Here is a 26,435-nt window from a genome sequence, read left to right as displayed (position 1 = left end):
TCATAAAAATTGCAATGCTAAAGCCTGTGGAACAAAAATTCCATAGGCTTTATAAATAAAGAGATTCTAAATCATCTATAAGTTAATCCCAATCTACTTATATTAATTGTTAGATGTATTATTTTTTGATCTTTTCGTTTTCTAATCTCAGTAATCTCACTTTTTGAAGCTTGACGCCCCATAATCTATAATAGTTAATTTCACGTTGTATTCGATTGGAACTTCACTAAATGTTTGGTCCCAATCTTCTTTGACTTTTTCCCATACTTTAGGATGTTCAATTCTCAATCGATTTCCGAAGCCGGCAACGTCGACTTGGTAATCCTTTTGCATTTTTCCTCCTACATTATTTACCAATCGATTCACTTCTTCTTCAGCCGCTTTTTCAGCCCTTTTTAAAAAATTTTTTCCGGAATTTTCCCCCGAAACCACCCAATTTTCAGAAAGACGCCCTTCTGATTCGATTTTTACATCAAAAGAGATGTTGTTCCCATTAATATGAGGTGTGATTTTGCTTTTCATAGACTTTACCTCGTAAATAAATGGCTGATTTGTCTCTTGATCAAAGTTTTTCACCAAACCGCCTTTTCCCTTTCCAGTTATCCATGTTAAGCCATCCAATTCCTCTTCATTCAAAAAACCAAGCAGCTGTTTTGTCTTTCCTGTAATCACGGCAGCTCCTGAAAATTTAACTTCTCCGTTCGTCGAAATTACATTTTGCAAAAGAAAACTAGATCCTGATTGCATCTTGCCCTCTAATTTAGCGAGAGACATAGGAGGCAAAATCCTTGTTGTTCGATCCTCATTATCTGAAATTCCAATCAAACGAAACGCTGGAATTTCTCCTGATTCGTTTGATTCCAGCGTCTCGATTGCTCGCCCCTTGCTAATGACAACAAGACAGCTTGGTCTAATCTCATTATCACGGAGAAATTGATCAAGTAATTGTTCCAAACTATACTTACGCACAAGATCCTCACTAATAACGATCACTTTAAGGTGTGGACTGAACATGGGGCGAGAACCTCTCAATGAAAATTCTCGAGTCATTTGATGGATGGAATCACCGGTTTCAGAAATATTTAAGTAAGGTTTTTGTTGCGATCCCCCTCCCTTACTCTCCGAACCTGTTCCTTTTGGGTTAACGAATTGATAAGTCACGGTTATTTTTTCTGTTTGGTTATATTCCCCTCCTTGTTCCTTTAATTCTTTCTCAGTTGTTGACTCTTTTCCTTCATCTAATGCCAAACCTACAGTTAAACCTAATTCTTCAATTTCATGACTGCTCCAGCATCCTGTAAGAAACAGGAGTAATATAACAGAAAGCATACGTTTTAGAGACCGTAAATTGTTATAGCTTTGCTTCATGCTTTCCCACCTTCCATCTTGAAACAATGAGAAGTAGCAACGGTAGTAAACCAAATAAATACATTGCGATATAGCCAACCATATCGCCGAGTTTAAATAGGTCATTAATATTTTTCGGAATCATAGAGATAAAGTAAATAACTGGAAGCAATCCAAACATAAATGGTTGAATGTTCTTTTTGAAGAGTTGAGCCAGCCCCAAAGCAGCCACATAGTAACTGATGGTAAATGAAGAAAATATTTGCATGATCCATATCACGAGCAACAAAGACTCAAACCTTTCAAAGATCAAGCCGTGGATTTCAAAACTTCTTATAAGATCAAGGGACGGCCACGTTCTTGTGACCACTCCATCGACGGATAACGCTCCGATAACCATAATGACGGTTATTACATAAAAGATCAAGGGTATGGATATTCCGACTAAAACAGCTTTTACTGCTTTATTTGGATGTTTCATAAATGCCGGAAGGAACAACATGATTTCAAAACCTGTATAGGCGAGAGCCGTTGTCTTTATCCCTTTTAGCACTGGTATGACTCCCAATCCTAATACTGGACGGAGATTATCCATCTCAAATATTCCGAAACTCATAAAGGCAACCAGCAAAAAAAGAATGACCGTAATAGGTAATATAATTTCAAACAGACGGGCGATCGGATTGATGCCTCCAATGATCAAATAGAGACCTATCCAAATAAATGGCATGGTGCTTGCCCATATGGGGGTGCCTTCCAGTAAATAAAAGCCTGTTACTTCCACCATTGAACGTACTTGAAACCCGGAAGTTATTAATAAATAACATACAATTAGGAGACTGAGCAGCCCGCCTACCCATTTTCCTACTATTTCTCCACTATATTGATAAAAGGTTTTTTCGGGAAACTGTTGGCTTAATTTCACTATGATCACCCCTGCCATCATCGCGATTAGCCCCCCTAAAATAACGGTAATCCAAACATCCGGTGTTTTTACCTTTTCCACAGATACCCTGGGCAGAGTGAGGATCCCTGATCCGAGGATAAAATTGATGACGACAACAGCTGCTTGCGGAGTGGTTATTCGGTCTTTCGGACTGAGTATCATCTAGGGTTCACTTCCTTTCGAAGTAGGCTATCCTTTACGAATTTGATCTTTCGTATGCAACATCTTCGGACGACGTTTCATCATCTGAAGTGGCATGCGAACCATAAAATCTTTCCAATCCCTTAATCGATAAGGTACAGCAGGGCTTGCATAAGGTACACCAAAACTCTTCAGTTTCACCAAATGACTGCAAAGAAAGAGGAAAAACAGAATGATTCCGTACAATCCAAACAATGCAGCACTAAACATGGCTACAAAGCGAAGAATACGTAATGGCATCCCTGCACTATAACTCGGAATGGCAAAGGAAGAAATGGCGGTTATTGCCACTACAATAACCATAATATTACTAACAATCCCTGCTTGTACGGCTGCTTCACCGATGATCAGTCCGCCAACAATCCCCATCGCTGGGCCAATGGGTTTAGGTAAGCGCAGCCCAGCTTCCCGTAAAATTTCTATGGCTATTTCCATAACCAGTGCTTCTATTAATGAGGGAAACGGAACACCTTCCCTTGTTCCAATGATTGAAATGGCTAACTCGCTTGGGATCAATCCTGGATGAAACGAAATAAAAGAAATATACAATGAAGGTGCAAACAACGTAACAATAGCTGCTCCAAAACGCAGTAGACGGAAGAGCGTGCCGGGAATCCATCGTTCATAATAATCTTCCGGCGATTGCAATAACATGCTGAACGTAACCGGAGCAATCAAAGCGAAAGGCGTTCCATCTAACAAGATTGCTACTCGTCCTTCCATCAATGCGCTGATTACACGGTCGGGACGCTCTGTACTTTGTACTTGAGGAAAGGGACTGAGGTAATTATCTTCGATCAGTTGCTCTACATACCCTGATTCCGCTACATGATCAATATCGATTTTCTGAATTCTTTTCTTTACCTCTTCTACTAATTCCGGGTCAGCAATCTCTTTCATATAGGCGATGGCCAATTCTTTTTTTGCACGTTCTCCTACTTGGAATTTAGTTAATGATAAGTTCACATTTTCACCATGGCGTCGCAAAAGGGCGGTATTATCGGTTAAAATTTCAGTGAAACCAACTCGTGGACCTCTGACCAATGCTTCTGATACCGGCTCTTCAATATTCCGTTTGTTTGCTTTGGTTGTACCAAGAATAAACACATCTGATAATCCATCAATCAAAAGGGCTGTCAAACCTGTCAATACTTTTGGTATCAACTCTTTTATATGATGGACTTCCTTTACTTCACTAATGGAAAGAATTTGATTTTTAATAAACTCTTTTGAAATGGCTCCTTTCACATAAGATGGTTCCTCTTTTAATTCGTCGAAAAAATCAACCATTAATGATTTCATAATATGTTTATCGATGAGATCTTTATCGGACAGTCCTTCTACAAATATAATGGCCGCCCGAATGCCTGTACGGCCGATATTAAATTCCCGAAAGTGCACATCCGAGTTATGACTGATTTCTTTCCTGATAAGTTCCAAATCCAAGGTGAAATCGCCCGTAAAATGACCTGCTGAATTTTCATAAGACTTATATACTTCCTTTTTTTCACTTTCAATTGCATGTTTTTTTGTTTTTCTGATTTTTGATCTCCACATTCTCATCACTCTTCCTCTGAATTTCTGATCCAACTAAAAAATCTCGAGATAGAATATGGGGTGAAAAACACAATAAAAGCTTGCATAAAAATATTCCAGTCTGGAAGATAGGAAACAATTGTTTTCCACATATTTATCACCTAATGTCCCATGCCTACAGCTAACACAAGGACCATCTTCTGTAAAATGTTGTTATCTTTTTTAAAATATATTCATCATTTTTCTGATAGCATTATTATTACCTTATATAAGGAAATTAATCGGAATCTACCTAAAACAGATATCCTTCCCTTGTATTTAAATAGCAGCTCTTGTGCTTTATTTAAATAGGATTCGTTTCGTATATCCCTGATTATTATACGAAACCTAGAATAAAAGTTTAATTCACAAGTAATTGATGAGAATTTAAAAAAGAGCCAACCGAACTTTGTCGGATAGTTCTTTGACTAACTATGCAATTACTTTCGAATTTTTAACATCATTTTTAGTAGGCGAGTTATCATCTAACTCTTTACTTTTCTTCGCGTACAAAGATGGAAATATCCTACATTCGTCAGGCGAAATCGAATCAAGTTTAGTAAGAGGGAATGCTGAAACTACAGCGGTGTGGAATACTAAGTACCATTTGGAGGTATGTATCTAAATCTTGAAATGTCCATCTGTATCTACCTCATTTTATTTTTAGTTTTAATATAATTTATATAAGCATTCCTCAGTTGCTATTAACTGCTTCAAACAATTTTTCTACTCAATAAAAAGAGAAAGCAAGTATACAACTAATCAGCTAGTTGTATACTTGCTTTCTTTACTTCCTACCTTTGTTCTTTAAGCAGTAGGGATTCCTATCAAGCCAGCCTAGAAGTCCAAAAATGGCAATATGAAACTAAGCGCAGCTCTTTCATACGATTAATCAAGTACCACTTATCAAGAAAATCTTCCAAACCAATTGGTTAGCTTTGCATTCTGCACATTCATTCTTTGCACAGATTTCTGCAAATTCCTTTTTTAGAAAAGAATTGAATCAGTGTATTACCTTCCTCATCATGTCCTGTTGCCCAACCCTCATTATACAAGCCCCAAACCACTTCAGAATCTACAACCTTCCTTATGAAATCCTTATATCTTATATTAGGGGGTTGTTTGAAGCAACATTCCTTACTAATTAAAGAGAGTATCATTTTCTAATATTTTAACAACACTCCTTATTCAACTAAACTGGTCCGTTAGTCGAATAAGAAAAAAGGATTGCTGCAGCAACCCTTCTTGTACTCAAGCACCCGTTAGTTGAACAAGAAAAAATGGCTGCCGATAACACAACTATATCTTAAACAAACATATAGTGAGTAAAACAGTTCAGCTGGGTAGTATATGTTTGGGATGGTGTGCTTTCATCATTAGCATATTCCCCATTAATAAACAAGGAAGTGAATAGATGAATCAGAGTAACGAACGCAATAACTTTGGTGGAAATGTAGAAGAAAGTGGCAACAATCAAGCTGGTAGTAATGCTAATCAAGGTGCAAGTGACTTTGGTGAAGCAGCAGGAACTTTTAATGGAGCCGTTGCGGGTGCTATGATAGGTGCTCCATTTGGACTAATTGGTACTGTAATAGGCGGTGTTTCAGGCGGTGCTATTGGTAACCAGATCGTAGAGGGGGCTAAAGTCGATGACAAAACAGCTTCCAAAAATCGTGATGAGAACAATAATAACTAATAAGTAGCAGGCACTTTACAAAAACGTATTTGTGTTAATCTCACCCAAAAAGGACCGTCAAAAAGACAGTCTTTTTTTCACTAAAGCACCCATTAGTGGAATAAGAAGCTTTCAAAAATAATAAAAGACTACCCAGTTATGAGCAGTCCTTTTCAATATTTGTATATGTTTATGAGAAATGGGAATTAATTGTGTCTTCAACTTTCTTTAACATACCTTTATATGCTTCTTCATCAAGGTATCCAATACTTCCGAATAGTAAATGGTCCACAGGTTCAATTCCAGTAAAATCCCATATTCCAATGTCAGAAGTTACTTTCAAACCTGCTGTCATACCTATTTCATCGTAAACCTCATTAGGTGTACCATGTGTATTAATGATAAAGCCTTTTTTACCTTCTAATAACTTAATTACACCTTCTGGTCCAGCAGAATAAGCAAACCCAAACGCAAATACTCGGTCTACATATCCTTTAAGAATAGCTGGAAGACCTGTCCACCAAATAGGATAAATAAATGTTATTACGTCTGCTTCAGCAACAAATTCTTGTTCCGTTCTAATATCATCAGGAGTTTTTCCTGCTTTCATAGCTGCTGTATCTTCTGGTGTCAGTACAGGTTGAAAATCAAGTGCATATAAATCACGGACAACAACTTCGTGACCATTTTTCTTTAATGAATTTACTGTTGTTTCCATGATAGAGTGATTTAAGCTGTCAGCGTTTGGATGTGCATAAACAACAAGATGTTTCATTTAACATAACCTCCAGGTATCTAATATCTTTTTTATTGGATTACTAACCATAATCTAATATTATTGTATTAGCTGTCTTTTTGAAAGTAGTCACTTTTTTATAACATAGTCACAAAAATAGTACCAATAAGAAAGAGAGGTATTCATTATGGCACGAAGTAGGTTCGGAGAACCCCCAGAGGAACAAATAGAGGTTTGTCCAATTACAGAAACTCAAGACATAATTGCAGGAAAATGGAAAATCATCATCTTATGGCATTTAAGCAGACAGACAAGAAGATTTAATGAGCTTCAAAGGTTATTACCTGACATTTCAAAAGGAATACTGACACGTCAGTTGAGAGAATTAGAAGAAGACCAAATGGTTCACAGAGAAGTATATAAAGAAGTTCCTCCAAAAGTAGAATATTCGCTAACACCTTTAGGGACAAGTTTTATTCCTATACTATATAGTATGGGCGAGTGGGGGGAAAAATATAAAGAATTAAGAAAAAGCTAAAGCCTATACTGGTCTTTAGCGTTTTCGCTTTAATTAGGTTTGCATGGTTTATCTTAAACTAACGTAAAAAGACGTCTTCTTATTAAAGAAAAGCGCCCTTATCTGGAAGACTCGATATCAAGATAATCTGATAGACATACATAACGATTTTCCGTTTTTGCCTCGTTTGTTGAATAAAGAATCTTTTTAATCGAAAAATTCCATATGTGTTTTCACTTGTTTGTAATAATCCAATCTATCTTTTAATGTACCTGTATGAAATTCAAATTTATGCCCATCTGGGTCAGTAAAATAAATAGATTTTCTATCTCTCTCATCTCTTGGGCGACCTGACAAGATGTTTACATTCAATCTTCTTAATTTCTCATACATTCTATCAAATTCTTCTTCTTCAATTGAAAAAGCTATATGTGTGTATGATTGGTTTATCTCATTACGAGGTATATCTTTCTCTACATTGAGAGCAAGCCACATTCCATTTATATCAAAGTAAGCAGTGCTTCTACCCTTTACTAACAATTTAGCATCAAATACATTTTTGTAAAACTCAATAGAATTTTCTAAATCAGATACTGAAAATAAAAAATGATTAAGACCTTTTATCGACACCTTTATCACCTCAAAAAATTTGTACCCTTTATTAACTTTTCCAGCCATATAACTGATTAAATACTAAGAAAAATTGGACTGATGAAACAGTCCATCGTTGTTCAATTTTTGCGCCCAATTGCTGAAGACTTCCTTATTATTATTTAGCGAATTCCTTTTCAGGTAACCCCAATATGTCTATATTCTTAGGTATATGCCCAAGTAGACGTAGCATAGCTACAATTTGCCCTTTATGATGCGATTCATGAGTAATTGAATGGATTAGTAATTGATGTGGCGTTTTTCTTACAAACCCACTGCCTGCTTTCCAAGAAGGCTCTTTTTCGATAAACTCATCAAATTTGTTTGTGGATTGCTCAAATACACTCTCTACATATACATCAGCTTGTTGAAAATAGCGTTGAATATCATCTATCTTCATATTATTAATTGCTTCCTTCGTAAATAATGGGGATGATGTTTCTGAAAGTACAAAAGAACCTAACCAAGCATGATAGCAACCTGCCACATGAACTAAAGAATCTCTAATACTTTGAAAACCAAATTCAAACTCTTTAGTAAAGTCATCTTCATTCAATTCTCTACACTGATCTAATAAAATCTGACGTGTTTGTTTTACCCATTCATATTCTAGCTTTTCCATAGCTATCTTCCCACCCCTTAGATATAAAGGAAAATTTTTCTTTTTACTATACACCAATTGACATCATCATTTCACCTAATTTGCTTTTTTATTGAGCTATCCTAAAGGTTAATAACACTCCTTCACAACTCTCTAGAGTAAAGTTTGATCAAAACGATAGCTTTCTTTTATTGTTAAACACTGTTTTTTATTAAAATGTTTGTTTATCTTTTCTCTTTATTTAACTAACTACTTTAAGTACAATACTTCACAATCTCTTTTTTATACGTATTTTCCCTGAAACCCTATTACAAAGCAGAAGTACCAAGGAAAATATCCATCATTGCGTTTTTCAAGCTAGTGAAAGCTATTTTTTACCTAGAGAGAAAATAGCTTTCACTAAATTCAATGAAGAAAAAGGATGACCAATTACAATAAATGGCTAGATTCCACACCTTGCGCTCTTGCTTATTTTAATATTCTCCTTTGATTACAAAAAACGAGCCCCGAATGGTTCCAGCTAGTTTAGACTTTTGTCTAGCAAACTTAAAATTCCCTTCTAACTCCTTTGGTACCTCCATCCCCTCAGAAAGCTTAAAACCAACGGCCCGCTTCTTAGGGTCATCAACAGTATACATGACGTTGACCCCAAGACCGTCCTCATAAAAGACGTAGGCAAATTTGATATTTTCCACTTGAAAACGCGACGTTTCTAAAGGTTTGGCCGCAAACTCAATATTACGTTCTCCTTTCAAAATTCGGTTCACATAATCAAGGGTCTCCTGGCTTTCTCTAGATGGTACAACCGTAAATTCATGCTTGTATTTATTCATAAAGTAACGGGCTTCATTAGCACGTAAACCAGAAAGCGCTTCTACTACAGGTGAGGATTCTAAACCAACCGTAGACACACTTTTAAAATCAACGATATAGGACATTTCCATCCCTCCAGTTATCACATTATTTCCTAACAACAGGAATCCACATTTCACCCAAAACTAAGCCGTTTCGCTGCCCCATCTCGACCGTTGCATTTGGCCCGCCAACATAGGCAAAATTCTTTGCTTCTGGCAAAACTTGACCAAAGGCAATGCCGGAAAGTTTATTATTCAATTCTTCAGCCGTCTTGCCTTCCCCTTTCACAACTAGGTATTCCCCCTTAGGAAATTGGATCACTCTGGCTTCTTCTGGTGCCGATGCCTCTGTCATGACGCCGGCATAATGCATCATCTTGTTATTCACCGCTTCGTTCACGGCAAAGACGTAGTCATTTATGGCTATGGCTTTTAAAGCGTCAAGCCTTCCATCTTGACTGAATGCCTGCCAAAAGTCTGACTTTTCCTTGTTTATGCCAGCATAGTCTGTGTAATCGCTCTTAAGCTCAGTTCCAAAACCTAAAACGGTAAAGCTATCTTTTTCTTGTAGAGTATAATTTGTCATATTTAAAACCTTCCTTTTTTTAGATTTATCAAATGAGTTTGTTATCTTCACTTGATAAGTTTATAATAGTCTTAAATCATGTCAAAAAATGATACTGTTTAGGAGTCCTGATGAAAAAAGTTGAACGGATTAATATCATCATGCGGTATATCAACAACCGCTCCCACTTTACAATTTCTGAAATCATGCGAGAATTTAACATCTCTCGTTCGACAGCTATCAGAGATATCAGAGAAATTGAGGCGATGGGGATGCCACTTGTCGCTGAAGTTGGAAGGGATGGGGGCTATTTTGTCATGCACAACTCTGTCCTGCCCGATGTTCGCTTTACCGATAATGAGGTCAAAGCTCTTTTTATTGCCTTTATGGCCACAAGAAATCAACAACTCCCCTATTTAAAGAGTCGTCAGTCTTTAGCTGAAAAATTACTTGGCCTCATCTCACAAAACCAGCAAGATGATCTTGTTCTTTTAAATCAAATCTTGCTTTTTGTAGGGACCAATTCCAATAATCCCGATCTACTTGATCTGTCGGACCTCCCCCATCCCATGTTAGAAAAACTCATCCAAATTCTTCTTTTGGATAGATATTTATTGGTTACCGTCGAAGAAGAGAAGATAATAAAGACTTATCCAATCTATCTTTTGCACCTTTATCATGAAAAAAGCGTTTGGCTGATCGAAGGCTTTGACGTAAAGGAAGAAAAGAAGCAGATTTTTCCTGTCGACCAACTCACTAATGTCAAACCCTACCCGGCGAAAAAAAGATTAAGTAAGAAAAAGATATTAGAAAAACTAAGTGAGCAGGAAGAAGTAAACAACCTTGTCCTTGAACTTGGTCCAAAAGCAATTGCCCAGTTTAAAAAATACCATCCTTTAAAATCTTCAATTTCCTATACGAATCCTTACCAAACCACAGCAAATCTAAAGACTTATATCAATGTTAATAAGCCCGAAGAATTGAACGAAATAACAAATTGGCTACTTTTCCTAGGTGGGGATATCAAGGTCAGGGAAGTACCAGCAGAAGTCCTAGAAGTTATACAAGAGAGATTATGCTTATACTATCCATAAGCATAATCTTTTCCAAAAAAACAAAAACAAACCCGACTAAAACCCCTTCAACTTTTCTGAAGGGGTTTTCACTCATCATTCATGAATAAATAAATTCGCCTTTATTCAACTAAACTGCACCGTTTGTTTAAGTACACTCCTTCACAATCACTAATTACTTTACCATAATTATCTAGTTTTCTATAAAGGTGTTGTTCAACAATCTGGCCCTATTGCTGAACAAGATCTCCAAGAATTGGATGAATAATCTCTACATTTTCAGTTTACATAATGAGGCGATATAGGCTTTTAATCTCAATTTTTAATTTTGTCACGTACGAATAAATTAATCATCAATTGTTAACACAGCGAAGACATAACATTGCACTCCAAGCGTCGACTAAAAAACTGTTATCAAAATAAATAACAGTTTTTTAATGTGTATCTTTGATTAAAAATCACATATCTTTATATTGTCGATCGCAACGACGTAATGAAATCGTGCGCCCACTTTTTTAAGTGGTCGTTTGATTTTATTTTTAGAGATTTGTTTATTTACATAAGCGATTTGGGTAGTCCCTTCATTTACTCATCAAGTTATAGTTGCACTCCAAGTACCTCCACCTTGGTCACATGTATAGTTACCTGTCACTCTTCTTCCTTCAATTCTACCTGTGTAATCACAGTTATTTCCATCACTGCTGTTTCGACGTTCAATACGAACATTATTATCCTGTTGCTGCATTCTCAAAACAGCCGTTACAGGAGTTGCACCTGGTCTGGTCCACCTCGCGTCAAAGATATTGCTATTTCCTCGACGTGTCCAAACTCCTCTCCATCCGGATTCCTCTTCATCCCATCTTGTTCCTAAATCCGGTACTCGCTGTCCCCTGATAATAGTACCACTCCAAGGACCTCCACCTCGGTTACATATGTTGAAACCTGTCACTCTTCTCCCTTCAATTCTGCCCGCATACTGACAATCATTTCCATCGCTGCTATTTCGGCGTGAAATGCAAACGAAATTGTCCTGCAATCGCATTCTCAAAACTGCAGTAATAGGACGTTCTCCAGCTCTGGTCCACCTCGCATCAAAGACATTGCTGTTTCCCCGGCGTGTCCAAACTCCTCTCCATCCGCCTTCTTCCACTTCCCATCTGGTACCTAAATCTATTTGTCGATAATATGGATCTTCATAATAATATGAATTAACAGAGTAATATGGACTGGCATAGTAATATGGGTTGACATAGTTGTACATATACAACCTCCTCCACGAATAGTAAATTTTTAAAATTGCAGCTTGCAGTTTATAATATGTAAAATAAAAAAAATAAGTACATTGGTTATTAAAGTGAATGTTCTAATTTTCTTTAAAAATGTTGTTCAACAATCTGGCTCGATTACTGAACAAGATCCTATGACAAAGCTAGCTCATAAGCGATATTATAAAAAGATTAGGATTGATCAATAGCATCTACTCATGAACCTCAGTTGATCACCATATATTTATTTTAGTAATACTTCATGTGTTAACGGAGGAGGCTGTATATATTATGCAGACAAAAGAAGTGCGTTTACGACGTATTCAACATCTTGCTCATGAAATTATGGATGAAATGAATTTAAGGGAAGAACAAAGACAATGTGAGGAATTAAGGCTTGTGATTGATAACCTCTCCCGAGCCATTGGTGATTTAGCAGATCCATTCGGTGATTATTCGCTCAACTATATAGAAGAAAAATTGAAAAATGCTCATTACCTATTATTTAAAAATAAAAAAAAGATACAGTTTCATCAGTAACTTCTATTAGGATACCTCAGCATAACCCAGCTAATATAAACTTTTTTACCTCATTTTTTTCAAATAAGATATAAAAATTAAAGTTATTCAATAAATTTGAATGAAAATGAGAGTTATTATCAATACTATAAATAGTAAAAGGTAACCAATATTTTGGTTACCTTAAGAAAAATTAATGCTCTGGTTTAAATGTTTTACAATCTGTTTCTTCACTATTGGATGCTTCTTTACCTTTATTACTCACTACATAAATAGCATCTGCATTACACTTGTTTCCAGAACCCCAATACGTACAGTTATTGACTTCACAAAGAACATCTTGAGCCACAGTATCACACCTCCTCTTTTGCTATCATTAACAAATTAGAGATGGTTGATACTTTCTTTATTTCCCTGTAGTTTCATTTTAATTGAATATAACATAGAGAATTTTTGCTATGTAGAAAGCAAAGTTGTTGTTTACTGGCAAAATCTTAGAGGCATTTTTATGAAGCAGAATGTTCAAAGGTTTTACAGCCTGTTTCTTTAATTTCAGAAGGTTGTTTACTCTCGAGGCTCACTACATAAATTAAATCAGCAGTACATTTGATTCCTTGTTCCCAGTTTTTACAGCTATTTACCTCACATAGTACGTTTTGTGCGGTATGATTCACCTCCTTTTAAAGTGGATGTGAACCTTTAATGATTCCAGTTAATACTTATTCCCTTGCTGAGCGCATTCATGACAATGAAGATCTACAAAACCGATTGCGAAATTTTGCTGAAGGCAATGCTAAACGTTCTCGACAATTAATGGATGAATTAAAAGATAATGTATAGTATATTCACTTTACTTAACACAATGAGGTATTATCGGTACTGAAAAAGGATCTTCGGCTTGGAAGATCCTTTTAGCTGCTTATTCAATTCAAGCTACCCGTTACTATAAGTGAATTAGTTCACAAATCTTTTAGTTAATTCTTTTTTACCCTCTATTATGTATTGGAATCCGTATAACAAAAAAGCCTTGTAAAAGAAATAAAGAAAAAATTGAAAATTATTTAATCGAACTAATTTAGCAACTTTTAATTTCTCTGTTAACCTAACTATAATAAAAGCGAAGAAACCATCTACAATTGCATTAAGGAATATGAACTTTTTAAAACTTCCATATGTCCACTTTAATATCCACATAGAACCTACTAAAAACGGACCAATATTAAAAGGAAATTCATTTGTAATATACGATTTTGGTTTATTGTAAAAAACCCACCATTTCCTTCTTTTTCCTAGTTGAACATTAATAGCTTCTAACAAAACAATTAAGATGGATGATGGTAAAAATCTCATAATACCACGTACCCCTAAAAAAGGCAGTGTCAACCAAGGAAGTATGACCATTGTTATATTAATTAACCACTGATTTTTCATTGACATATTAAATTCCGCCTTAATTAATAAGAATTATTTAACTTATTATATCTCTTTCGTTATTTAACTATTCTGTATCCGAGGACAATAAAAAGGGATTTCCGCAGCAGTTCCTATCGTAAACTCTTGCACCCATTAGCTGAAGAAGGAATTTTTACCTTTTATGTTTAATCCTTTTTTTGGATTTATTAGTTGCAGGAACTGTATCCTTTTTACCCGAAAACTAATTGTTAGGCAGTTGGATGCCGCGCCAGCCGCTTACATCGCATTGGTCATTTTTATTCAAACCCACAGCAACCACCGTTCCGTCAGATTTAAGAGCGATTGTATGAAGATAACCTGCCACGACCGCCACAATATCGCTCCAGCCGCTTACATTGCATTGGCGATACCGATTATTACCCACAGCCGTCACCGTTCCGTCCAATTTAAGACCGATGATATGCCAGTCACCCGCCGCGACCGCCACAATATCATGCCAGCCGCTTACATTGCATTCAACTCCATTATTTCGGCCCACTGCTACCACCGTGCCATCCGATTTAAGCCCAATGGTACGACGCCAACCTGCCGCAACCGCTACAATATCGCGCCAGTCGTTTACATCGCATTGGTCATGCTTATTCCAACCCACAGCCGCCACAGTACTGTCAGATTTAAGACCGATTGTATGAGCATTACCCGTGTTCGTTGCCATATGAACATTACCAGCCGCGACCGCCACAATATCGCGCCAGCCGCTTACATCACATTGGCCATATTTATTATCACCCACAGCCGTCACCGTTCCGTCAGATTTAAGCCCAACGGTATGACGACGACCCGCCGCTATGGTATCTTTAGGCCACCGTTTCACCTTTAACACTGCTTCTTTCGGTGAAATGTAATCCATGTTTTACCTCCTTGAAAACAAGACCTATTTTATTATTGTATCACTTTTGCTTGTTATACTAACCTGCCCCTTTAGTTCAACAACAAATACAATCTATCTATGTAAAATCATCTGGTCGGTTTCTTTAAACCCTATTGACTGGTATAGTTTTTTTGCGTTATCACTAGCTAATAATCGGATGGTATGGATTTCTTTTTTAGAAAACCAATCTAACACTTCTTCTGTTAACTTTCGTGCATTTCCTTGATTTCTAAAGCTAGGCTCGACATACACATCGCCAATAAACCCATATTGTGCTTCTTTATAAAAACAGTAAGGAATATCCTCTTTTATAAATGCCCCAGCACACGCAATAATGTCATTGTCGTGTTCAATGACAAAATGATTAGCTTTTCCTGTTTCATACAATTCTTCGTAGCTGTTCTTAACTACTTGAATAAAATCTTCTATTAGAATGTGTTCCATCCCAACTTCTTTAAACATTTTTAGTTTAAGTTCTCCTAATCCGTAAAACCTCTTTGTATAATCTTTCTTATTAGACTAAACTGCTACCCATATTTGTCCGCCCCTTTATAAAGACTTTCCTTAATAATTCTAGGATTCCCTATGGGTTTCCTTCCTTATTGCTTCTTTAACAAACCTCCGTTAGTTACTGCCTTCGTCATTTGTTAGATATGAAAAAGAAGTTGCCATTGTGACAACTCCGATTGTTAAACAAAACCAGCTAATAGGATGTCAACATTTTTCAATAAAAATCCTATAAACAAAATGATATACTAAAAATATTCATGCCAAATAACCTTCCTCATTTATATTGGAAGGTTTTTCATGTTTTGCCTAATTGTTTTTGTTAAGCTAAATCCAGGAAAGCTTCTTTACGTTTTAGTAAGGCATAAATCCAATGAATAAGCTTATTTACACATGCAATCATTGCGACTTTAAAAGGTTTTCCTTCTTCTCGCTTTCGATCATAGAACTCTTTTAGCTTCTTATTACGAGAGGATCTGATCCCACAGAGAACAGCCATATATAAGGCATGTCGCAGTCTGCTTGAGCCTCTCTTGGTGATTCGATTAATCGTCGCTGTAAATTTCCCCGATGAATGTACACTTGGATCGATTCCAGAGAAGGCAACCAATTTTTTAGGGTGATTAAACCGTTCGATTTCTCCAATTTCAGAAATAATCGTTGCCGCGATTTTTTCTCCGATACCGGGAATCGACTGGATAATCTTATATTCTTCTATTTCTCCTGCCAGGGCATCTATTTGATCATCTAACTTTGCTAGATGCTCTTGGTATTGGAGAAGCAGTTGAATATACATTTCAAGGCTTATCAAATGACTTTGATAGACTATGCTCTTAAATGGGTTACGCTGAGCTGCTTCATAAAGCTTCTTTGCCCTTTCTTGTGCCCAACGTTCCGAACGACTCATACATAAACTCGCTATTTTATCGGTTACCTTGTTTTCTCCAGCCTGTACCACAGATTCTGACGTACTAAATTCCAGGAGTATGTTTAGAGAAACTTTTGAATACAAATCTCCAAATACCCCTTTATATTCAGGAAACACTTGATCTAAAATCGCATGAAACTGTAACTTAGCTTGAACATACAAACCCGTAAGGGTTTCATGTTGTCTAGTAAGATGACGAAGGTTTAAACGTTGGATACCCCTTTTTTTATAGGGTTCAAGCTCTTCTTTGTAATACAGTTCACACAAGCGAAAAGCATCTATTTCATCTGTTTTCACATTTCGCAAACTCGATTTTTTTGCCTGATAAGACAGTAAAGGATTGATCATAATGTATAAATAATTCTGTTCCTCTAAAAACTGAATGACAGGAGTGTGATAATGTCCCGTCGATTCTAATATTACACTTGGTTTTATACCAGTCTCATTTTCTACCACTTTCAAATAATGAAGTAAGGCATCTAGTCCCTCAGTCGTGTGTGATACACTAAAACTTTTTCCAAACGGCTTTCCTTTATCTAAAAATGCTTGAACCTGGCTTTCCCCTTTTGAAACATCCAGACCGATTACTGGATTCATTCTTTATCTCTTCCTCTCCATTTGTTTTGCCAGTAGCCCCTATTCCTCTTGCAGTATCATAGCTTCGCTTGTTATACGAGATCGTTGTCCCAACCAGCCTCAAACATGTTTCTTCAAGTAGGGGGCGGACAGTTTAGTTGACGAGATCATGGTCCCACGCACCCGTACGTCCTACCCTGGCTACCGATATAATAGGTCCTATATAAAAAAGGTCAACCAGTAAAAACTGGTTAACCTCATAATACGATTGCACCCGTTAGCTTAAGTACAATTCTTCTCAATATAAGTTTCTCTTCACCCACTTTAAACATGCTGAAATCAACAATCATTCCTGCAGATAATCAACAATTTAGATTCATTTGTTGAATAAACATCAAATCGCATGTAATTAGCGATTGAAAACAGCCCGTTACTTTATATAATGATAGACGGATGATGTTTAAACATCATTGAAGGATTTGTTTAGTTTAATCATTAGTGAAAGTGGGGGTGTTTTTTTGGCAAAACGAAATAATTTATTGATTTTCATATTGACTATAGGAGTTTTCGGCATCTTAAATACCGAAATGGGGGTTATTGGGTTATTGCCTTCCATTTCTGAACACTTTAATGTCAGCATATCAACAGCAGGTTTGGCAGTGAGTCTTTTTGCCATTGCGATTGCAGTGTCTGGTCCTACGATGCCGTTATTATTTTCGGGTATAGACCGCAAGAAGATCATGTTACTTGTATTAGGTGTTTTCACTTTGGGAAACATTGCATCTATATTTATTTCTAACTTTACCATTTTATTAATTGTTCGTACCATTCTTGGTTTATTTCATCCCATTTATTGTTCCATGGCATTTACAGTAGCTGCTTCCTCAGTAAGTAAAGAAGAAGCTCCAAAAGCTGTTTCTAAAGTATTTATTGGAGTATCGGCTGGTATGGTAGCGGGTGTACCTATCGCAAGTTTTATTGATAGTGCCTTTTCGTATGAAATGGCAATGGCATTCTTTGCAATCGTTACTGCTATTATGTTGATTGCAACATTGATTTTTGTACCATCTTTGCCTGTTAAAGAAAGACTGTCTTATGGTAAACAACTTTCCGTATTAAAAAAACCGATTTTATGGCTTTCCATAGTGACTGTTGTTTTATTAAATGCCTCCGTATTCGGGATATATAGTTATATTGCTGAGTACCTGGAAACTGTTACCCAAATGTCTCCGAATACCATCAGTTTAACGTTATTCGTTTTCGGTGGAGCTAATATTATTGGAAACATCGTTGCAGGGAGGGTACTCACGAATAGTCCTATTAAGTCCATCTTAACTTTTCCTTTGTTATTGAGTGTAGTTTACATCCTTTTATTCTTCACTGGAGAGTTTGCCGTACCTATGGTAATAATCACTTTCCTTTGGGGACTATTGGCTGGAGGAATCATGGCTAATATTAATCAATATTTGATTTCATCTTCAGCTCCAGAAGCTCCTGATTTCGCCAATGGTTTATTTATATCAGCATGTAACGTAGGAACAACAATTGGTGCAGCTGTTGGCGGTTTATTTATATCTCAAATGGGTACACAATACGTTGTGTTAGTGGGAATCCTATCATTAATATTAGGTTTGGTAACTATTTTACTTAGAACCTACATGTTGACTCCTACAAAACAACTTTCTAAAAAAGTTTCCTAATAAAAAAGGCTAGGTAAAAATGCAAAATACCTAGCCTTTTGTTAATAACTATAGAATCCTATCTAGCAAAGTCCCCAATTCTCTTGCTATTGACTGAGGCGGAGATGGCATTCCATCCTTTAACCACGATTCCAATACCCCTACATAAGCATTCGCGGCAAATTTAACAATAACATCTTCATTTAGACCTTCATTTTTTCTATTTGTTTCGTGTAACTCTTCCTTGAACCCTTCCATCACATACTTTAGGAACTTACTACGAAAATAAGGGGCTGCTTCTTTACTGGTTAACATGGTCGAAAAGAACAGATAATGATTCCCAAAGTATTCGAAAAAGACCTCGGTCGCTTCTACCCATTCCTCTTGACATGCCCATTCATTTGTTTCCTTAAGCTCGTTTATATGTTCTTCTATCAGCTTATCTAATAGGTCAAATTTATCCAGGTAATGGAGATAAACCGTACTTCGGTTCACATTTGCCCTGTCAGAAATATCCTGAATGGTTATGTCATCAAAATTTTTTTCATTCATAAGTTCAAGAATTGCTTTTTTTATCGCCTCTTTAGTTTTAACTACTCTTCTATCTACTTTCGTCATCGTTTGATCACCAGACTTTCCTTAAGATTATCTACAATATCGATTACTTTGTTGGATAAACATCATATTGCGTTAAATTGACTATTAACGAAGGTAGGGATAAGGACTATAAAAAAGTAAAAACTTATTGGTAATAGAAACTGCTAGAAAAAATGCCTTAAAAATAATCAACAATTTTTATAAATTTATTGAATAAACAACGAATCACGTTCATTTAACGATTGAAAGCATCCTGTTTCTAATTATAATTATAGACAGATGTTGTTTAAACAATCAATGATGGTTTTCTATACTAGACGAAAATCTAGTAAGCCTAAAAGAAAGAGAGTTATTAACTATGTCAAAAATTCAAGATATCGTTACATTACGATGTTGCTTCATTCGGCATCAAAACGACTATTGTCGAACCAGGTTTCTTCCGTACCGAACTTTTGGAGCCAGAATCAACTTTCTTTGCTGAACTATCAATCGATGACTACACAGAACGTAATGTACAATTCAAAACTTTCTTTAAAGAAAAGAATCGAAATCAGGAAGGTGATCCTGTCAAACTTGCAAAGGCTCTAATCACCATCGCAAATCAGGAGGAACCACCGTCTCGCTGGATCGGTGGTACAGATGCCATCGCTGGTGCAGAGCAGAAGGTCGCAGAACTTCAACAATAGATCAATGCCTATCGTAATCTGTCTACCTCCCTTGCTTACGAGGATGCATAAGCTATCAGATGAGGTACTATCGTAAATAATAAACTGCCCTAGTCATTGGGGGCAGTATTTTATGGTTTAAAGGAGGAATCACATTGGAAAGACCATATATTATCTGCCACATGCTAACTTCATTGGATGGGAAAGTGGTTGGAGATTATTTGAAAACGGAACGAGCAGCTCACTTTTCAGACGAATACGAAAAAATTCATGAAGTATACGGATGTAAAGCATGGATGTGTGGCAGGGTTACCATGGAAAAACACTTTACTTTCGGACATCAATTAGATTTAAAACATGACAACATTGCGACGATCCCTAGAACAGATTACGTCGCAAACAAAGATGCTAAGAGTTATGCCATAGCAGTAGATCCCTCTGGGAAATTAGGATGGACAAAAAATTCAATTGAACCATGGAATGAGAATAGATCGGAGGATCACATAGTAGAAGTTCTTACAGAGCAAGTGTCCGATGCATACCTGGCTCATTTGAGGAATATAGGTATATCTTATATTTTCGGCGGAAAAGAACGATTAAACTTTAGTCTAGTAGTGGAAAAGCTAAAAAATCTTTTTGCAATCGATAAATTAATGCTAGAAGGCGGAGGTTTTTTAAATGGCTCCTTTTTGAATGAAGAATTAATTGATGAATTGAGTCTGATTTTAGTCCCCATCGCAGATGGTGCATCTAATTCTGTGACACTATTTGAGACAAGTTCCTTTCTAACAAATCAGCATCCAGTAAATTTCTTCTTGAAAGAAGTCGAAAAACTGGATGAGGGTGGGTTATGGTTGAAGTATGTAACAAAACATGATTAATCATCTTGTAAATTACAAAAATAGAGATGCATTATGAATTATGGCAATCACTTGGTTTTGTGCAGCATCAGTTGCGTTTGCAGCGATTGTAGCAGTAATTTCCTAAGGTCCTAATCAAACAGACTCGAACGTACGGGTAATTAATTAGGTTTAATGATAACGGATTGATTAGATAAAAAATTAATAATAGATAAGCTGATTTTTCCTAAATTGGAAAATCAGCTTTTTCTAACTTTGTGAAGGAATATACTCAAACTAAACTGCTTATATTAGTTGAAGAACAAAAAAGCCTTACTCCATATCGAAGTAAAGCACCCCATTACTTGAAGAGTGATACAATAATAAAGGCAATTATGATTACAAGAATCAGAATTCCCGTACCTTTCCAACCCAAGCTACCAACTAAATCAGCAAGATTTCCACTGTTCGCTCTATTAAAAGCATCGTTCATATTCCCCGTTGGATTGCTTTTCAATTCTTTATGACTTAACCTCTCTCTTTTTTGTTCAGGAGTTTCTTTCTTATCTTGCATTTAAACACCCCCTGTAAATTAAACAATCATTCCTTTTTTATTTTGCCACAAATAACCATTATCTTTTGTTGAACTATACTGCCACGATAATCGAATAAGAAAAAGGCTGCCATTTTTAGCAGCCAGATCTTAAAAGAAAGTACCCGTTACTTTAAAGTATAATATTTCACCAACTTCAGGAATCCACATACAATCTATGTGGTTAGATAAAACAATCGAGTGGATTCTTATCTATTTTTAATGATTTTCTATTCAATGTAATCTTCGTGGTTTACAAGGTTAATCGATCACTTTCAAAAATGGTTAGAAAAACATTAGGTGCTACTTCTTCATCCTCTTTTTCAATAAACCCAAACTTTTTATATAAATTCTTAGCAGGGATATTCTTAGTTCCCGTTCTTACGATGTACTTTTTAACTGCTGTGTCTAAATTGAGAATATATTGAACTAAGCTCTCTCCAATCCCCTTACGGAAATAATTAGGATGAACAATCAAACGGTGGATATCTAAAACATTATCTTCTAAAACAAATGCGATAGCTCCGGCTAAACTCGTATCAACAAAGTACCCATAAAAAATCTCAGAACTTGTCATTAGAGATTCGACCGAATCATTTAACTGTGGGATACCATTAAAACCGATTATCTCCGCCTCTACTTGATAAGAAGGTATCTGTACATCAAGAACTTTTTTTGCGACTGATCGCTGTGTAATATCAAGATATTGTATCATAGTTAACATCCTCCAAAATCTGTGTAATATGGAAGTTTAGGTTTTTAAATTCTAAAAAGGGTATAGCATCAACGCTATTTAACCTTATAAACATATTTTGCCACTAAAATGATAAACCTTGTTGAACTATCCTACGACGTTAGTACAATCATTTTCTATTTATTTTTGACTTTAAGGGCCTTAATTACTTCTTCTGTTGCCTCAGCAATAAGCTCGTCGTTATAATCAGCATCTTTTTTATCGCGACTCGAAAGTACAGCAAGAACAATAGGGTCTCCTTTTGATGGCCAAATGATCGCAATGTCATTTCGAGTACCATATGATCCTGCACCAGTTTTATCAGCAACTACCCAACCTTTCGGCACTCCAGCACGAATTAACGCATCTCCAGTAGTATTTCTCTTCATCCAATCTATTAAAAGTTCACGTTTCTCAGTTGGAAGTGTATCTCCCAATGTAAAAGCCTGAAGACTAGTAGCAAGTGCTCTTGGTGTACTCGTATCATGAGTTTCACCAGGATTAACTTCATTTAAATCAGGCTCAAATCGCTCAGGGTTTGTAACATTATCTCCAATTTCCTCCAGTGCTTTTTTAAATCCAGCCGGTCCCCCCAGTTGTTTAAGGATAAGGTTTCCAGCAGTATTGTCACTGTATCGAAGAGAAGCATCAGAAAGCTCCTTAAGAGTCATCCCCGTATCAACATACTTTTCTGTAATCGGATTATAATTAACAAGATCCTCACGTGTATAGGTAATTCTTTGATTAAGGTCTTCTATTGATTTCTGTTGTAAAAGTGCTCCTACAGCTAGTGCCTTATGAGTAGATACATAAGCAAAACGCTCATCTGGATGATAGGTTACTGTTTGGTTTGTACCAGTATCCAACGCGAAGACACCAAGTTTAGCATCAAATTTTTCTTCAAGCTTAGCAAAATCATGATTAGTGGCAGTTTCTTGTTTTTTGAGTTTAGTTAATTCAGCATGAACGATATTGTTTGAACAACCTACAAGCGTTGCACATGAAAGAAATAGTACAGGCATAATTTTTCTGAATGTGGAAGTACCAAAAATGTTGCTCAATGATTTCATTAAAATTCAACCTCTTTCTAAAAAATATTTATTATGTATTCTCCTGGAATAGCAGCCGGATCTTTAACTCTTGCATCCTATCTTTTGTTCATGATGTAGACCTCCTAATTATTTGATTAGACTCTTATGTACGAATTGAAAAAACAACCTCATGCAAGGAGTTTTAACAGATTACATTTGTAGTCTGATTACATCTGTAGTATAGTATTACATATGTAATCAAATAAAGTCAATTCTTTATTTTTTTACCATCAAGCCACTATAAATATGCTATATACCTGTTTTTTAAAATTAAAAAATCAAGAGAGTTGGTATTGAAGGACATGTTTTTAACTCATTTTATAATAGGTCTATTGGTGTCTTCATTTTCCGTTACTGTTATTCTACTTATACGAAAATGGTTTGGAAGACAATTAACAGCAAAATGGTACTATCATTTGTGGATGTTACTTTTTATGGCTTTAGCACTTCCATTCATACCTACTGATTTATATAATTTTAGTTCTCTCTTTAGCGGTGGGGATACATATCAGACTCATGCACCCAGCTCCAATATGGAAATAACCGGAACTGATATGATGCAGGGCCTACACCTAATACAAGACTTTTCTGTATCGGTCAATCGGGCGGACCTGTCCTTACTTAATATGGGAGTGATAGGTTTATGGATGTCAGGGATGCTTATATTTACCTTTACTATGGTTCGTGGATTGCTCACACTTAGAAAGATAAAGAATTATTCTTCTGCGTTTTCCAATCAAGAAGTTCTCGTGCTTTTCGAAGAATGCAAGAAAAGACTACAGATTAAAAAATCAATAAAGATTGTTATTTCGAAAAGAGTCCAATCTCCAATGATATTCGGACTTTTTCAAACATATATCGTCTTACCTTCTCAGCATAAAAACTGGCTTAGCTTGAAAAATTACGAGTATATCTTTCTTCATGAACTGAATCACTATAAAAACAAGGATTTGCTGACAAATTACGTGATATTGTTCTATCAAATCATTTATTGGTTTAATCCCCTTGTCTGGCTTGCTTTTAGAGAAATGAGATTGGATCGGGAAATCGCATGTGATACATCTGTTTTACAATTACTTGATGATAATTCATTTAGTGAATATGGAAATACAATCATTAATTTTTTGGATCTTTCAAAACGGTCAAGTAAGCTACAGTTAGTAACACAATTAAACGGTTCGAAGCTTCAAATCAAAAAACGAATTGAACAAATTTCTGCCTATAAGCATTCCGTAAAAAAATCAATAAGAAAAAGCGTCTTTATTTATGCGTTGGCCAGTATCATTTTGACAATCCAATTACCTTTCGTTTCCGCATTTGCGACGGAAAACGACCGCTACTATTTTAATAATGACGGAGCAGTTTATGAGGATTTACATCAATTCTTTAAAGGGTATGAAGGAAGCTTTGTTTTATATGATCATAATGCACAGCAATATCGCATTTATAATGAAGAGAAAAGTACGTTGCGGGTATCACCTGATTCCACATACAAAATCTATAGTGCCTTATTTGCACTAGAATCAAATGTGATATCACCCGAAGAATCCACCCTTTCATGGGATGGGACGGAGCAACCCTATGACGCTTGGAATATGGATCAGGATGTCTCATCTGCTTTACAAAAATCTGTAAACTGGTATTTCCAAGAATTAGATCGTAGAACAGGATTTGAAACAATACAATCCAATCTACAAGAGATAAACTATGGAAATTCCGATGTATCTGGGGAATATGGTGAATTCTGGCTTGAATCCTCATTAAAAATTTCTCCAGTCGAGCAAGTCCAACTGCTGCAAGACTTTTATTACAATCACTTGGGATATAAGGAAATGCATATCAAAGCTGTGAAGGAAGCACTACTCATAGAAAAGAATGAAGAAGCTCGCCTATCAGGAAAAACAGGCACAGGAGCAGTGAATGGAAAAAACATCAATGGTTGGTTTATCGGGTATGTAGAGACGAAGAACAATACTTATTTCTTTGCTACCAATATACAAAATGAAGATGATTCATCTGGAAGCAAGGCGAGAGAAATTACTTTATCAATTTTAAAAGATGTAGGAATCTATAAAGAAAATGGAGGGGAGAAATATGGAGAAAAACATTCCTAGTATATCAGAATCAGAATGGGAAATCATGAACGTGCTTTGGGATAAAGCCCCTCAAACAGCGAATGACATCATATTTTCCTTACAGGAGAGTACCGATTGGAAGCCGAAAACCATACGTACTCTTCTCGATCGATTGGTTCAAAAAGATGTAGTAGGTGTCAATAAAGATCTAAGAGTTTACACCTTTTACCCGCTCTATACACAGGAAGAGTGCCAGCGTGCCGAGACCGAATCATTTATCAACCGTATCTATGGAGGTACCCTGAAATCCATGCTTGTCCAATTCATTCAGGAAGATACCCTATCTGATGATGATATCAATGAACTACGCTTTATTTTAAATAAGAAACCTAAAAAGTAATAATATTAAAAAAGTCGATTTGGAATTTTTCCAAATCGCTTTTTTCGGTCGAAATCGAAATAGCGGGGGTCAGGCTTCTCATGTAATTATCGCTTTCTTCTCTGTAAATACTACGCCCGTTAGTCATAAGCTAAAAAACAAGTGTAGAGCTACACACGAAAGGAGCCATTAACTATGATGGATGTATTTCTTCAACTAAACTGCTTCTTTAGTTGAAGAAAAAAAGCCTACTTCTTCTTGAAGTAAAGCACCCGTTACTTTAAGTAGATTATTTCATAATCATAGTAAATTCCACAAAAAAAGGCATTAATCCCTCCTGCTGAATCAATGCCTTCACTTTTTGAAATTAACTTTACTATTACTTTTTTTAGTTAACATATAGCTTTGTTTTATCATTTCGTAAATTTCTTCCTTTGGAACAGTACCGTCAAGAATTATCGAATTCCAATGGTCCTTATTAAGATGAAATGCCGGAACTACCGAATTGTAAATCTGACGCCAATAATCCAAAAAACCGGGTTCGCATTTCACATTAATCCAAATATGGCCATCTTTTTTAAATATCCACGCAAACACTTTCTTGTTATCTATATGTCGCATTAACGTCCAATTCTTATCGCGAAATGGGTAATCTTCATATGTATTACCCAGCCCTATACAGTAACCGATAGCTTCCTCTCTATTTTTCATTGTTATCCTCTTCCTAACACCTTGCTAGTTTTTTAATAAAGCTGCATCCTTAATTATAACCCTTAGACCCTTTATTGCACTAACCTGCCACTTTAGTTGAAGAAGACTGTTTAGTTCGCAATTTCTTTGAAAAGCGACATTTAGCTTCTTTGTAATAACCGTCACTACAAACTCCATTTCTCCTTTTTCATCAA

30 protein-coding genes and 1 pseudogene are annotated in these 26,435 nt (G+C 36.1%); 10 read left to right on the top strand and 21 right to left on the bottom strand.

The genetic code is table 11. The features are described 5' to 3' along the window. Positions 1-156: 156 nt before the first annotated feature. The 4 genes from GMB29_RS11435 to GMB29_RS11420 all read right to left on the bottom strand — a co-directional run bounded on the left by GMB29_RS11435 (position 157) and on the right by GMB29_RS11420 (position 5,229). Entirely contained in the window at positions 157-1,368 is a 1,212-nt protein-coding gene (locus GMB29_RS11435; protein WP_136359113.1) for a Ger(x)C family spore germination protein, read from the bottom strand. After that, positions 1,352-2,455, bottom strand: a complete 1,104-nt coding sequence (locus GMB29_RS11430) for a spore germination protein (RefSeq protein ID WP_136359111.1) — start codon at positions 2,453-2,455, stop codon at positions 1,352-1,354. Before GMB29_RS11430 ends, GMB29_RS11435 begins: the two co-directional genes overlap by 17 nt. A 27-nt stretch (positions 2,456-2,482) precedes the next feature. After that, positions 2,483-4,057, bottom strand: coding sequence for a spore germination protein (locus tag GMB29_RS11425; protein WP_136359109.1), 1,575 nt, complete (start codon positions 4,055-4,057; stop codon positions 2,483-2,485). Positions 4,058-5,022: 965 nt separating this feature from the next. Beyond that, positions 5,023-5,229 (bottom strand): DUF2750 domain-containing protein, encoded by a 207-nt coding sequence (locus GMB29_RS11420; protein ID WP_136359107.1) that lies wholly within the window; start codon positions 5,227-5,229, stop codon positions 5,023-5,025. A 254-nt stretch (positions 5,230-5,483) separates the two neighbouring features. On the opposite strand from GMB29_RS11420, the gene GMB29_RS11415 reads away from it, so the two are divergent. Beyond that, positions 5,484-5,765 carry a hypothetical protein gene (locus GMB29_RS11415; RefSeq protein ID WP_227551667.1) on the top strand — a complete coding sequence of 94 codons (282 nt, stop codon included), beginning with the start codon at positions 5,484-5,486 and terminating at the stop codon, positions 5,763-5,765. Positions 5,766-5,934: 169 nt separating this feature from the next. On the opposite strand, the gene GMB29_RS11410 is transcribed toward GMB29_RS11415, so the two are convergent. Then, complete coding sequence (locus GMB29_RS11410; protein WP_136359105.1) at positions 5,935-6,519, bottom strand: NAD(P)H-dependent oxidoreductase; 585 nt, start codon at positions 6,517-6,519, stop codon at positions 5,935-5,937. 148 nt (positions 6,520-6,667) lie between these two features. Here GMB29_RS11410 and GMB29_RS11405 point away from each other — a divergent pair, with 148 nt between their 5' ends. Next, positions 6,668-7,018: a winged helix-turn-helix transcriptional regulator gene (locus GMB29_RS11405; protein WP_136359103.1), complete on the top strand. Its 351-nt coding sequence runs from the start codon at positions 6,668-6,670 to the stop codon at positions 7,016-7,018. Between the two features lie 186 nt (positions 7,019-7,204). On the opposite strand, the gene fosM is transcribed toward GMB29_RS11405, so the two are convergent. From fosM to GMB29_RS11385, 4 genes are all read right to left on the bottom strand, one after another. After that, positions 7,205-7,675, bottom strand: coding sequence for a FosM family fosfomycin resistance protein (fosM, locus tag GMB29_RS11400; RefSeq protein ID WP_406600326.1), 471 nt, complete (start codon positions 7,673-7,675; stop codon positions 7,205-7,207). Between the two features lie 91 nt (positions 7,676-7,766). Continuing rightward, a complete protein-coding gene (locus tag GMB29_RS11395; RefSeq protein ID WP_136359101.1) occupies positions 7,767-8,270 on the bottom strand; it encodes a DinB family protein in 504 nt (167 codons plus the stop codon). 452 nt (positions 8,271-8,722) lie between these two features. Continuing rightward, a complete protein-coding gene (locus tag GMB29_RS11390; protein ID WP_136359099.1) occupies positions 8,723-9,187 on the bottom strand; it encodes a DUF8821 family protein in 465 nt (154 codons plus the stop codon). Between the two features lie 22 nt (positions 9,188-9,209). Continuing rightward, positions 9,210-9,689, bottom strand: coding sequence for a GyrI-like domain-containing protein (locus GMB29_RS11385; RefSeq protein WP_136359097.1), 480 nt, complete (start codon positions 9,687-9,689; stop codon positions 9,210-9,212). A 110-nt stretch (positions 9,690-9,799) separates the two neighbouring features. On the opposite strand from GMB29_RS11385, the gene GMB29_RS11380 reads away from it, so the two are divergent. Beyond that, positions 9,800-10,762, top strand: coding sequence for a helix-turn-helix transcriptional regulator (locus GMB29_RS11380; protein WP_136359095.1), 963 nt, complete (start codon positions 9,800-9,802; stop codon positions 10,760-10,762). A 571-nt stretch (positions 10,763-11,333) separates the two neighbouring features. Here GMB29_RS11380 and GMB29_RS11375 read toward each other — a convergent pair. After that, positions 11,334-12,002: a hypothetical protein gene (locus tag GMB29_RS11375; RefSeq protein WP_168733989.1), complete on the bottom strand. Its 669-nt coding sequence runs from the start codon at positions 12,000-12,002 to the stop codon at positions 11,334-11,336. A 295-nt stretch (positions 12,003-12,297) separates the two neighbouring features. Between GMB29_RS11375 and GMB29_RS11370 the strand changes: the two genes are divergently transcribed. Continuing rightward, positions 12,298-12,546: a hypothetical protein gene (locus GMB29_RS11370; protein WP_136359093.1), complete on the top strand. Its 249-nt coding sequence runs from the start codon at positions 12,298-12,300 to the stop codon at positions 12,544-12,546. Between the two features lie 172 nt (positions 12,547-12,718). Here the strand turns inward: GMB29_RS11370 and GMB29_RS11365 are convergent, their stop codons facing one another. Together GMB29_RS11365 and GMB29_RS11360 are read right to left on the bottom strand one after the other, a co-directional pair. Further along, on the bottom strand, positions 12,719-12,874 hold the full coding sequence (locus GMB29_RS11365; RefSeq protein ID WP_136359091.1) for a DUF1540 domain-containing protein: 156 nt from the start codon (positions 12,872-12,874) through the stop codon (positions 12,719-12,721). Positions 12,875-13,031: 157 nt separating this feature from the next. Then, positions 13,032-13,199, bottom strand: a complete 168-nt coding sequence (locus GMB29_RS11360) for a DUF1540 domain-containing protein (RefSeq protein ID WP_136359089.1) — start codon at positions 13,197-13,199, stop codon at positions 13,032-13,034. Between the two features lie 28 nt (positions 13,200-13,227). Here GMB29_RS11360 and GMB29_RS26995 point away from each other — a divergent pair, with 28 nt between their 5' ends. Continuing rightward, complete coding sequence (locus tag GMB29_RS26995) at positions 13,228-13,365, top strand: hypothetical protein (protein WP_196305289.1); 138 nt, start codon at positions 13,228-13,230, stop codon at positions 13,363-13,365. A 114-nt stretch (positions 13,366-13,479) separates the two neighbouring features. Here the strand turns inward: GMB29_RS26995 and GMB29_RS11355 are convergent, their stop codons facing one another. The 4 genes and pseudogenes from GMB29_RS11355 to GMB29_RS11340 all read right to left on the bottom strand — a co-directional run bounded on the left by GMB29_RS11355 (position 13,480) and on the right by GMB29_RS11340 (position 16,901). Further along, positions 13,480-13,962: a hypothetical protein gene (locus tag GMB29_RS11355; protein ID WP_136359087.1), complete on the bottom strand. Its 483-nt coding sequence runs from the start codon at positions 13,960-13,962 to the stop codon at positions 13,480-13,482. A gap of 235 nt (positions 13,963-14,197) precedes the next feature. Continuing rightward, positions 14,198-14,848: pseudogene (locus GMB29_RS11350) on the bottom strand (RCC1 domain-containing protein); the annotation flags it as partial. A 93-nt stretch (positions 14,849-14,941) separates the two neighbouring features. Beyond that, entirely contained in the window at positions 14,942-15,331 is a 390-nt protein-coding gene (locus tag GMB29_RS11345) for a GNAT family N-acetyltransferase (RefSeq protein WP_136359083.1), read from the bottom strand. Positions 15,332-15,698: 367 nt separating this feature from the next. Then, positions 15,699-16,901 carry an IS110 family RNA-guided transposase gene (locus tag GMB29_RS11340; RefSeq protein WP_136359322.1) on the bottom strand — a complete coding sequence of 401 codons (1,203 nt, stop codon included), beginning with the start codon at positions 16,899-16,901 and terminating at the stop codon, positions 15,699-15,701. A gap of 497 nt (positions 16,902-17,398) precedes the next feature. On the opposite strand from GMB29_RS11340, the gene GMB29_RS11335 reads away from it, so the two are divergent. After that, a complete protein-coding gene (locus GMB29_RS11335) occupies positions 17,399-18,580 on the top strand; it encodes an MFS transporter (protein ID WP_136359159.1) in 1,182 nt (393 codons plus the stop codon). 48 nt (positions 18,581-18,628) lie between these two features. Here the strand turns inward: GMB29_RS11335 and GMB29_RS11330 are convergent, their stop codons facing one another. Continuing rightward, a complete protein-coding gene (locus GMB29_RS11330; protein ID WP_136359161.1) occupies positions 18,629-19,177 on the bottom strand; it encodes a TetR/AcrR family transcriptional regulator in 549 nt (182 codons plus the stop codon). 431 nt (positions 19,178-19,608) lie between these two features. Between GMB29_RS11330 and GMB29_RS11325 the strand changes: the two genes are divergently transcribed. Both GMB29_RS11325 and GMB29_RS11320 read left to right on the top strand, forming a co-directional pair. Then, complete coding sequence (locus tag GMB29_RS11325) at positions 19,609-19,842, top strand: Rossmann-fold NAD(P)-binding domain-containing protein (protein ID WP_136359163.1); 234 nt, start codon at positions 19,609-19,611, stop codon at positions 19,840-19,842. Between the two features lie 134 nt (positions 19,843-19,976). After that, entirely contained in the window at positions 19,977-20,702 is a 726-nt protein-coding gene (locus GMB29_RS11320) for a dihydrofolate reductase family protein (RefSeq protein WP_136359165.1), read from the top strand. A gap of 319 nt (positions 20,703-21,021) precedes the next feature. On the opposite strand, the gene GMB29_RS11315 is transcribed toward GMB29_RS11320, so the two are convergent. The 3 genes from GMB29_RS11315 to bla form a co-directional block, all read right to left on the bottom strand. Next, positions 21,022-21,234, bottom strand: coding sequence for a DUF6366 family protein (locus GMB29_RS11315; protein ID WP_136359167.1), 213 nt, complete (start codon positions 21,232-21,234; stop codon positions 21,022-21,024). 271 nt (positions 21,235-21,505) lie between these two features. Continuing rightward, positions 21,506-21,967 carry a GNAT family N-acetyltransferase gene (locus GMB29_RS11310; RefSeq protein ID WP_136359169.1) on the bottom strand — a complete coding sequence of 154 codons (462 nt, stop codon included), beginning with the start codon at positions 21,965-21,967 and terminating at the stop codon, positions 21,506-21,508. A 155-nt stretch (positions 21,968-22,122) separates the two neighbouring features. Next, positions 22,123-23,055, bottom strand: coding sequence for a class A beta-lactamase (bla, locus tag GMB29_RS11305; protein ID WP_136359171.1), 933 nt, complete (start codon positions 23,053-23,055; stop codon positions 22,123-22,125). Between the two features lie 323 nt (positions 23,056-23,378). On the opposite strand from bla, the gene GMB29_RS11300 reads away from it, so the two are divergent. Further along, on the top strand, positions 23,379-25,190 hold the full coding sequence (locus tag GMB29_RS11300; RefSeq protein ID WP_136359193.1) for a BlaR1 family beta-lactam sensor/signal transducer: 1,812 nt from the start codon (positions 23,379-23,381) through the stop codon (positions 25,188-25,190). Then, positions 25,171-25,551, top strand: coding sequence for a penicillinase repressor BlaI (gene blaI / locus GMB29_RS11295; RefSeq protein WP_136359173.1), 381 nt, complete (start codon positions 25,171-25,173; stop codon positions 25,549-25,551). Before GMB29_RS11300 ends, blaI begins: the two co-directional genes overlap by 20 nt. A gap of 333 nt (positions 25,552-25,884) precedes the next feature. Here blaI and GMB29_RS11290 read toward each other — a convergent pair whose 3' ends face one another. Then, the gene (locus tag GMB29_RS11290; RefSeq protein WP_136359175.1) at positions 25,885-26,241 is read right to left on the bottom strand and encodes an MmcQ/YjbR family DNA-binding protein; all 357 of its coding nucleotides are present in this window, start codon (positions 26,239-26,241) and stop codon (positions 25,885-25,887) included. Positions 26,242-26,435: the final 194 nt, after the last annotated feature.

Origin of the sequence: Metabacillus sediminilitoris, from assembly GCF_009720625.1 — a bacterium.
Classification (GTDB): domain Bacteria; phylum Bacillota; class Bacilli; order Bacillales; family Bacillaceae; genus Metabacillus; species Metabacillus sediminilitoris.
Note: the sequence above shows the minus strand (reverse complement) of the source record. Positions and strands in the feature narration are given on the sequence as shown.

Bases quoted from the DNA above. Each gene is read 5' to 3' on its own strand.
- GMB29_RS11435 (WP_136359113.1), bottom strand. From the start codon at position 1,368: ATGAAGCAAAGCTATAACAATTTACGGTCTCTAAAACGTATGCTTTCT.
- GMB29_RS11430 (WP_136359111.1), bottom strand. From the start codon at position 2,455: ATGATACTCAGTCCGAAAGACCGAATAACCACTCCGCAAGCAGCTGTT.
- GMB29_RS11425 (WP_136359109.1), bottom strand. From the start codon at position 4,057: ATGAGAATGTGGAGATCAAAAATCAGAAAAACAAAAAAACATGCAATT.
- GMB29_RS11420 (WP_136359107.1), bottom strand. From the start codon at position 5,229: ATGATACTCTCTTTAATTAGTAAGGAATGTTGCTTCAAACAACCCCCT.
- GMB29_RS11415 (WP_227551667.1), top strand. From the start codon at position 5,484: ATGAATCAGAGTAACGAACGCAATAACTTTGGTGGAAATGTAGAAGAA.
- GMB29_RS11410 (WP_136359105.1), bottom strand. From the start codon at position 6,519: ATGAAACATCTTGTTGTTTATGCACATCCAAACGCTGACAGCTTAAAT.
- GMB29_RS11405 (WP_136359103.1), top strand. From the start codon at position 6,668: ATGGCACGAAGTAGGTTCGGAGAACCCCCAGAGGAACAAATAGAGGTT.
- fosM (WP_406600326.1), bottom strand. From the start codon at position 7,675: ATGGCTGGAAAAGTTAATAAAGGGTACAAATTTTTTGAGGTGATAAAG.
- GMB29_RS11395 (WP_136359101.1), bottom strand. From the start codon at position 8,270: ATGGAAAAGCTAGAATATGAATGGGTAAAACAAACACGTCAGATTTTA.
- GMB29_RS11390 (WP_136359099.1), bottom strand. From the start codon at position 9,187: ATGTCCTATATCGTTGATTTTAAAAGTGTGTCTACGGTTGGTTTAGAA.
- GMB29_RS11385 (WP_136359097.1), bottom strand. From the start codon at position 9,689: ATGACAAATTATACTCTACAAGAAAAAGATAGCTTTACCGTTTTAGGT.
- GMB29_RS11380 (WP_136359095.1), top strand. From the start codon at position 9,800: ATGAAAAAAGTTGAACGGATTAATATCATCATGCGGTATATCAACAAC.
- GMB29_RS11375 (WP_168733989.1), bottom strand. From the start codon at position 12,002: ATGTACAACTATGTCAACCCATATTACTATGCCAGTCCATATTACTCT.
- GMB29_RS11370 (WP_136359093.1), top strand. From the start codon at position 12,298: ATGCAGACAAAAGAAGTGCGTTTACGACGTATTCAACATCTTGCTCAT.
- GMB29_RS26995 (WP_196305289.1), top strand. From the start codon at position 13,228: ATGATTCCAGTTAATACTTATTCCCTTGCTGAGCGCATTCATGACAAT.
- GMB29_RS11355 (WP_136359087.1), bottom strand. From the start codon at position 13,962: ATGTCAATGAAAAATCAGTGGTTAATTAATATAACAATGGTCATACTT.
- GMB29_RS11345 (WP_136359083.1), bottom strand. From the start codon at position 15,331: ATGTTTAAAGAAGTTGGGATGGAACACATTCTAATAGAAGATTTTATT.
- GMB29_RS11340 (WP_136359322.1), bottom strand. From the start codon at position 16,901: ATGAATCCAGTAATCGGTCTGGATGTTTCAAAAGGGGAAAGCCAGGTT.
- GMB29_RS11330 (WP_136359161.1), bottom strand. From the start codon at position 19,177: ATGACGAAAGTAGATAGAAGAGTAGTTAAAACTAAAGAGGCGATAAAA.
- GMB29_RS11315 (WP_136359167.1), bottom strand. From the start codon at position 21,234: ATGCAAGATAAGAAAGAAACTCCTGAACAAAAAAGAGAGAGGTTAAGT.
- GMB29_RS11310 (WP_136359169.1), bottom strand. From the start codon at position 21,967: ATGATACAATATCTTGATATTACACAGCGATCAGTCGCAAAAAAAGTT.
- bla (WP_136359171.1), bottom strand. From the start codon at position 23,055: ATGAAATCATTGAGCAACATTTTTGGTACTTCCACATTCAGAAAAATT.
- GMB29_RS11300 (WP_136359193.1), top strand. From the start codon at position 23,379: ATGTTTTTAACTCATTTTATAATAGGTCTATTGGTGTCTTCATTTTCC.
- blaI (WP_136359173.1), top strand. From the start codon at position 25,171: ATGGAGAAAAACATTCCTAGTATATCAGAATCAGAATGGGAAATCATG.
- GMB29_RS11290 (WP_136359175.1), bottom strand. From the start codon at position 26,241: ATGAAAAATAGAGAGGAAGCTATCGGTTACTGTATAGGGCTGGGTAAT.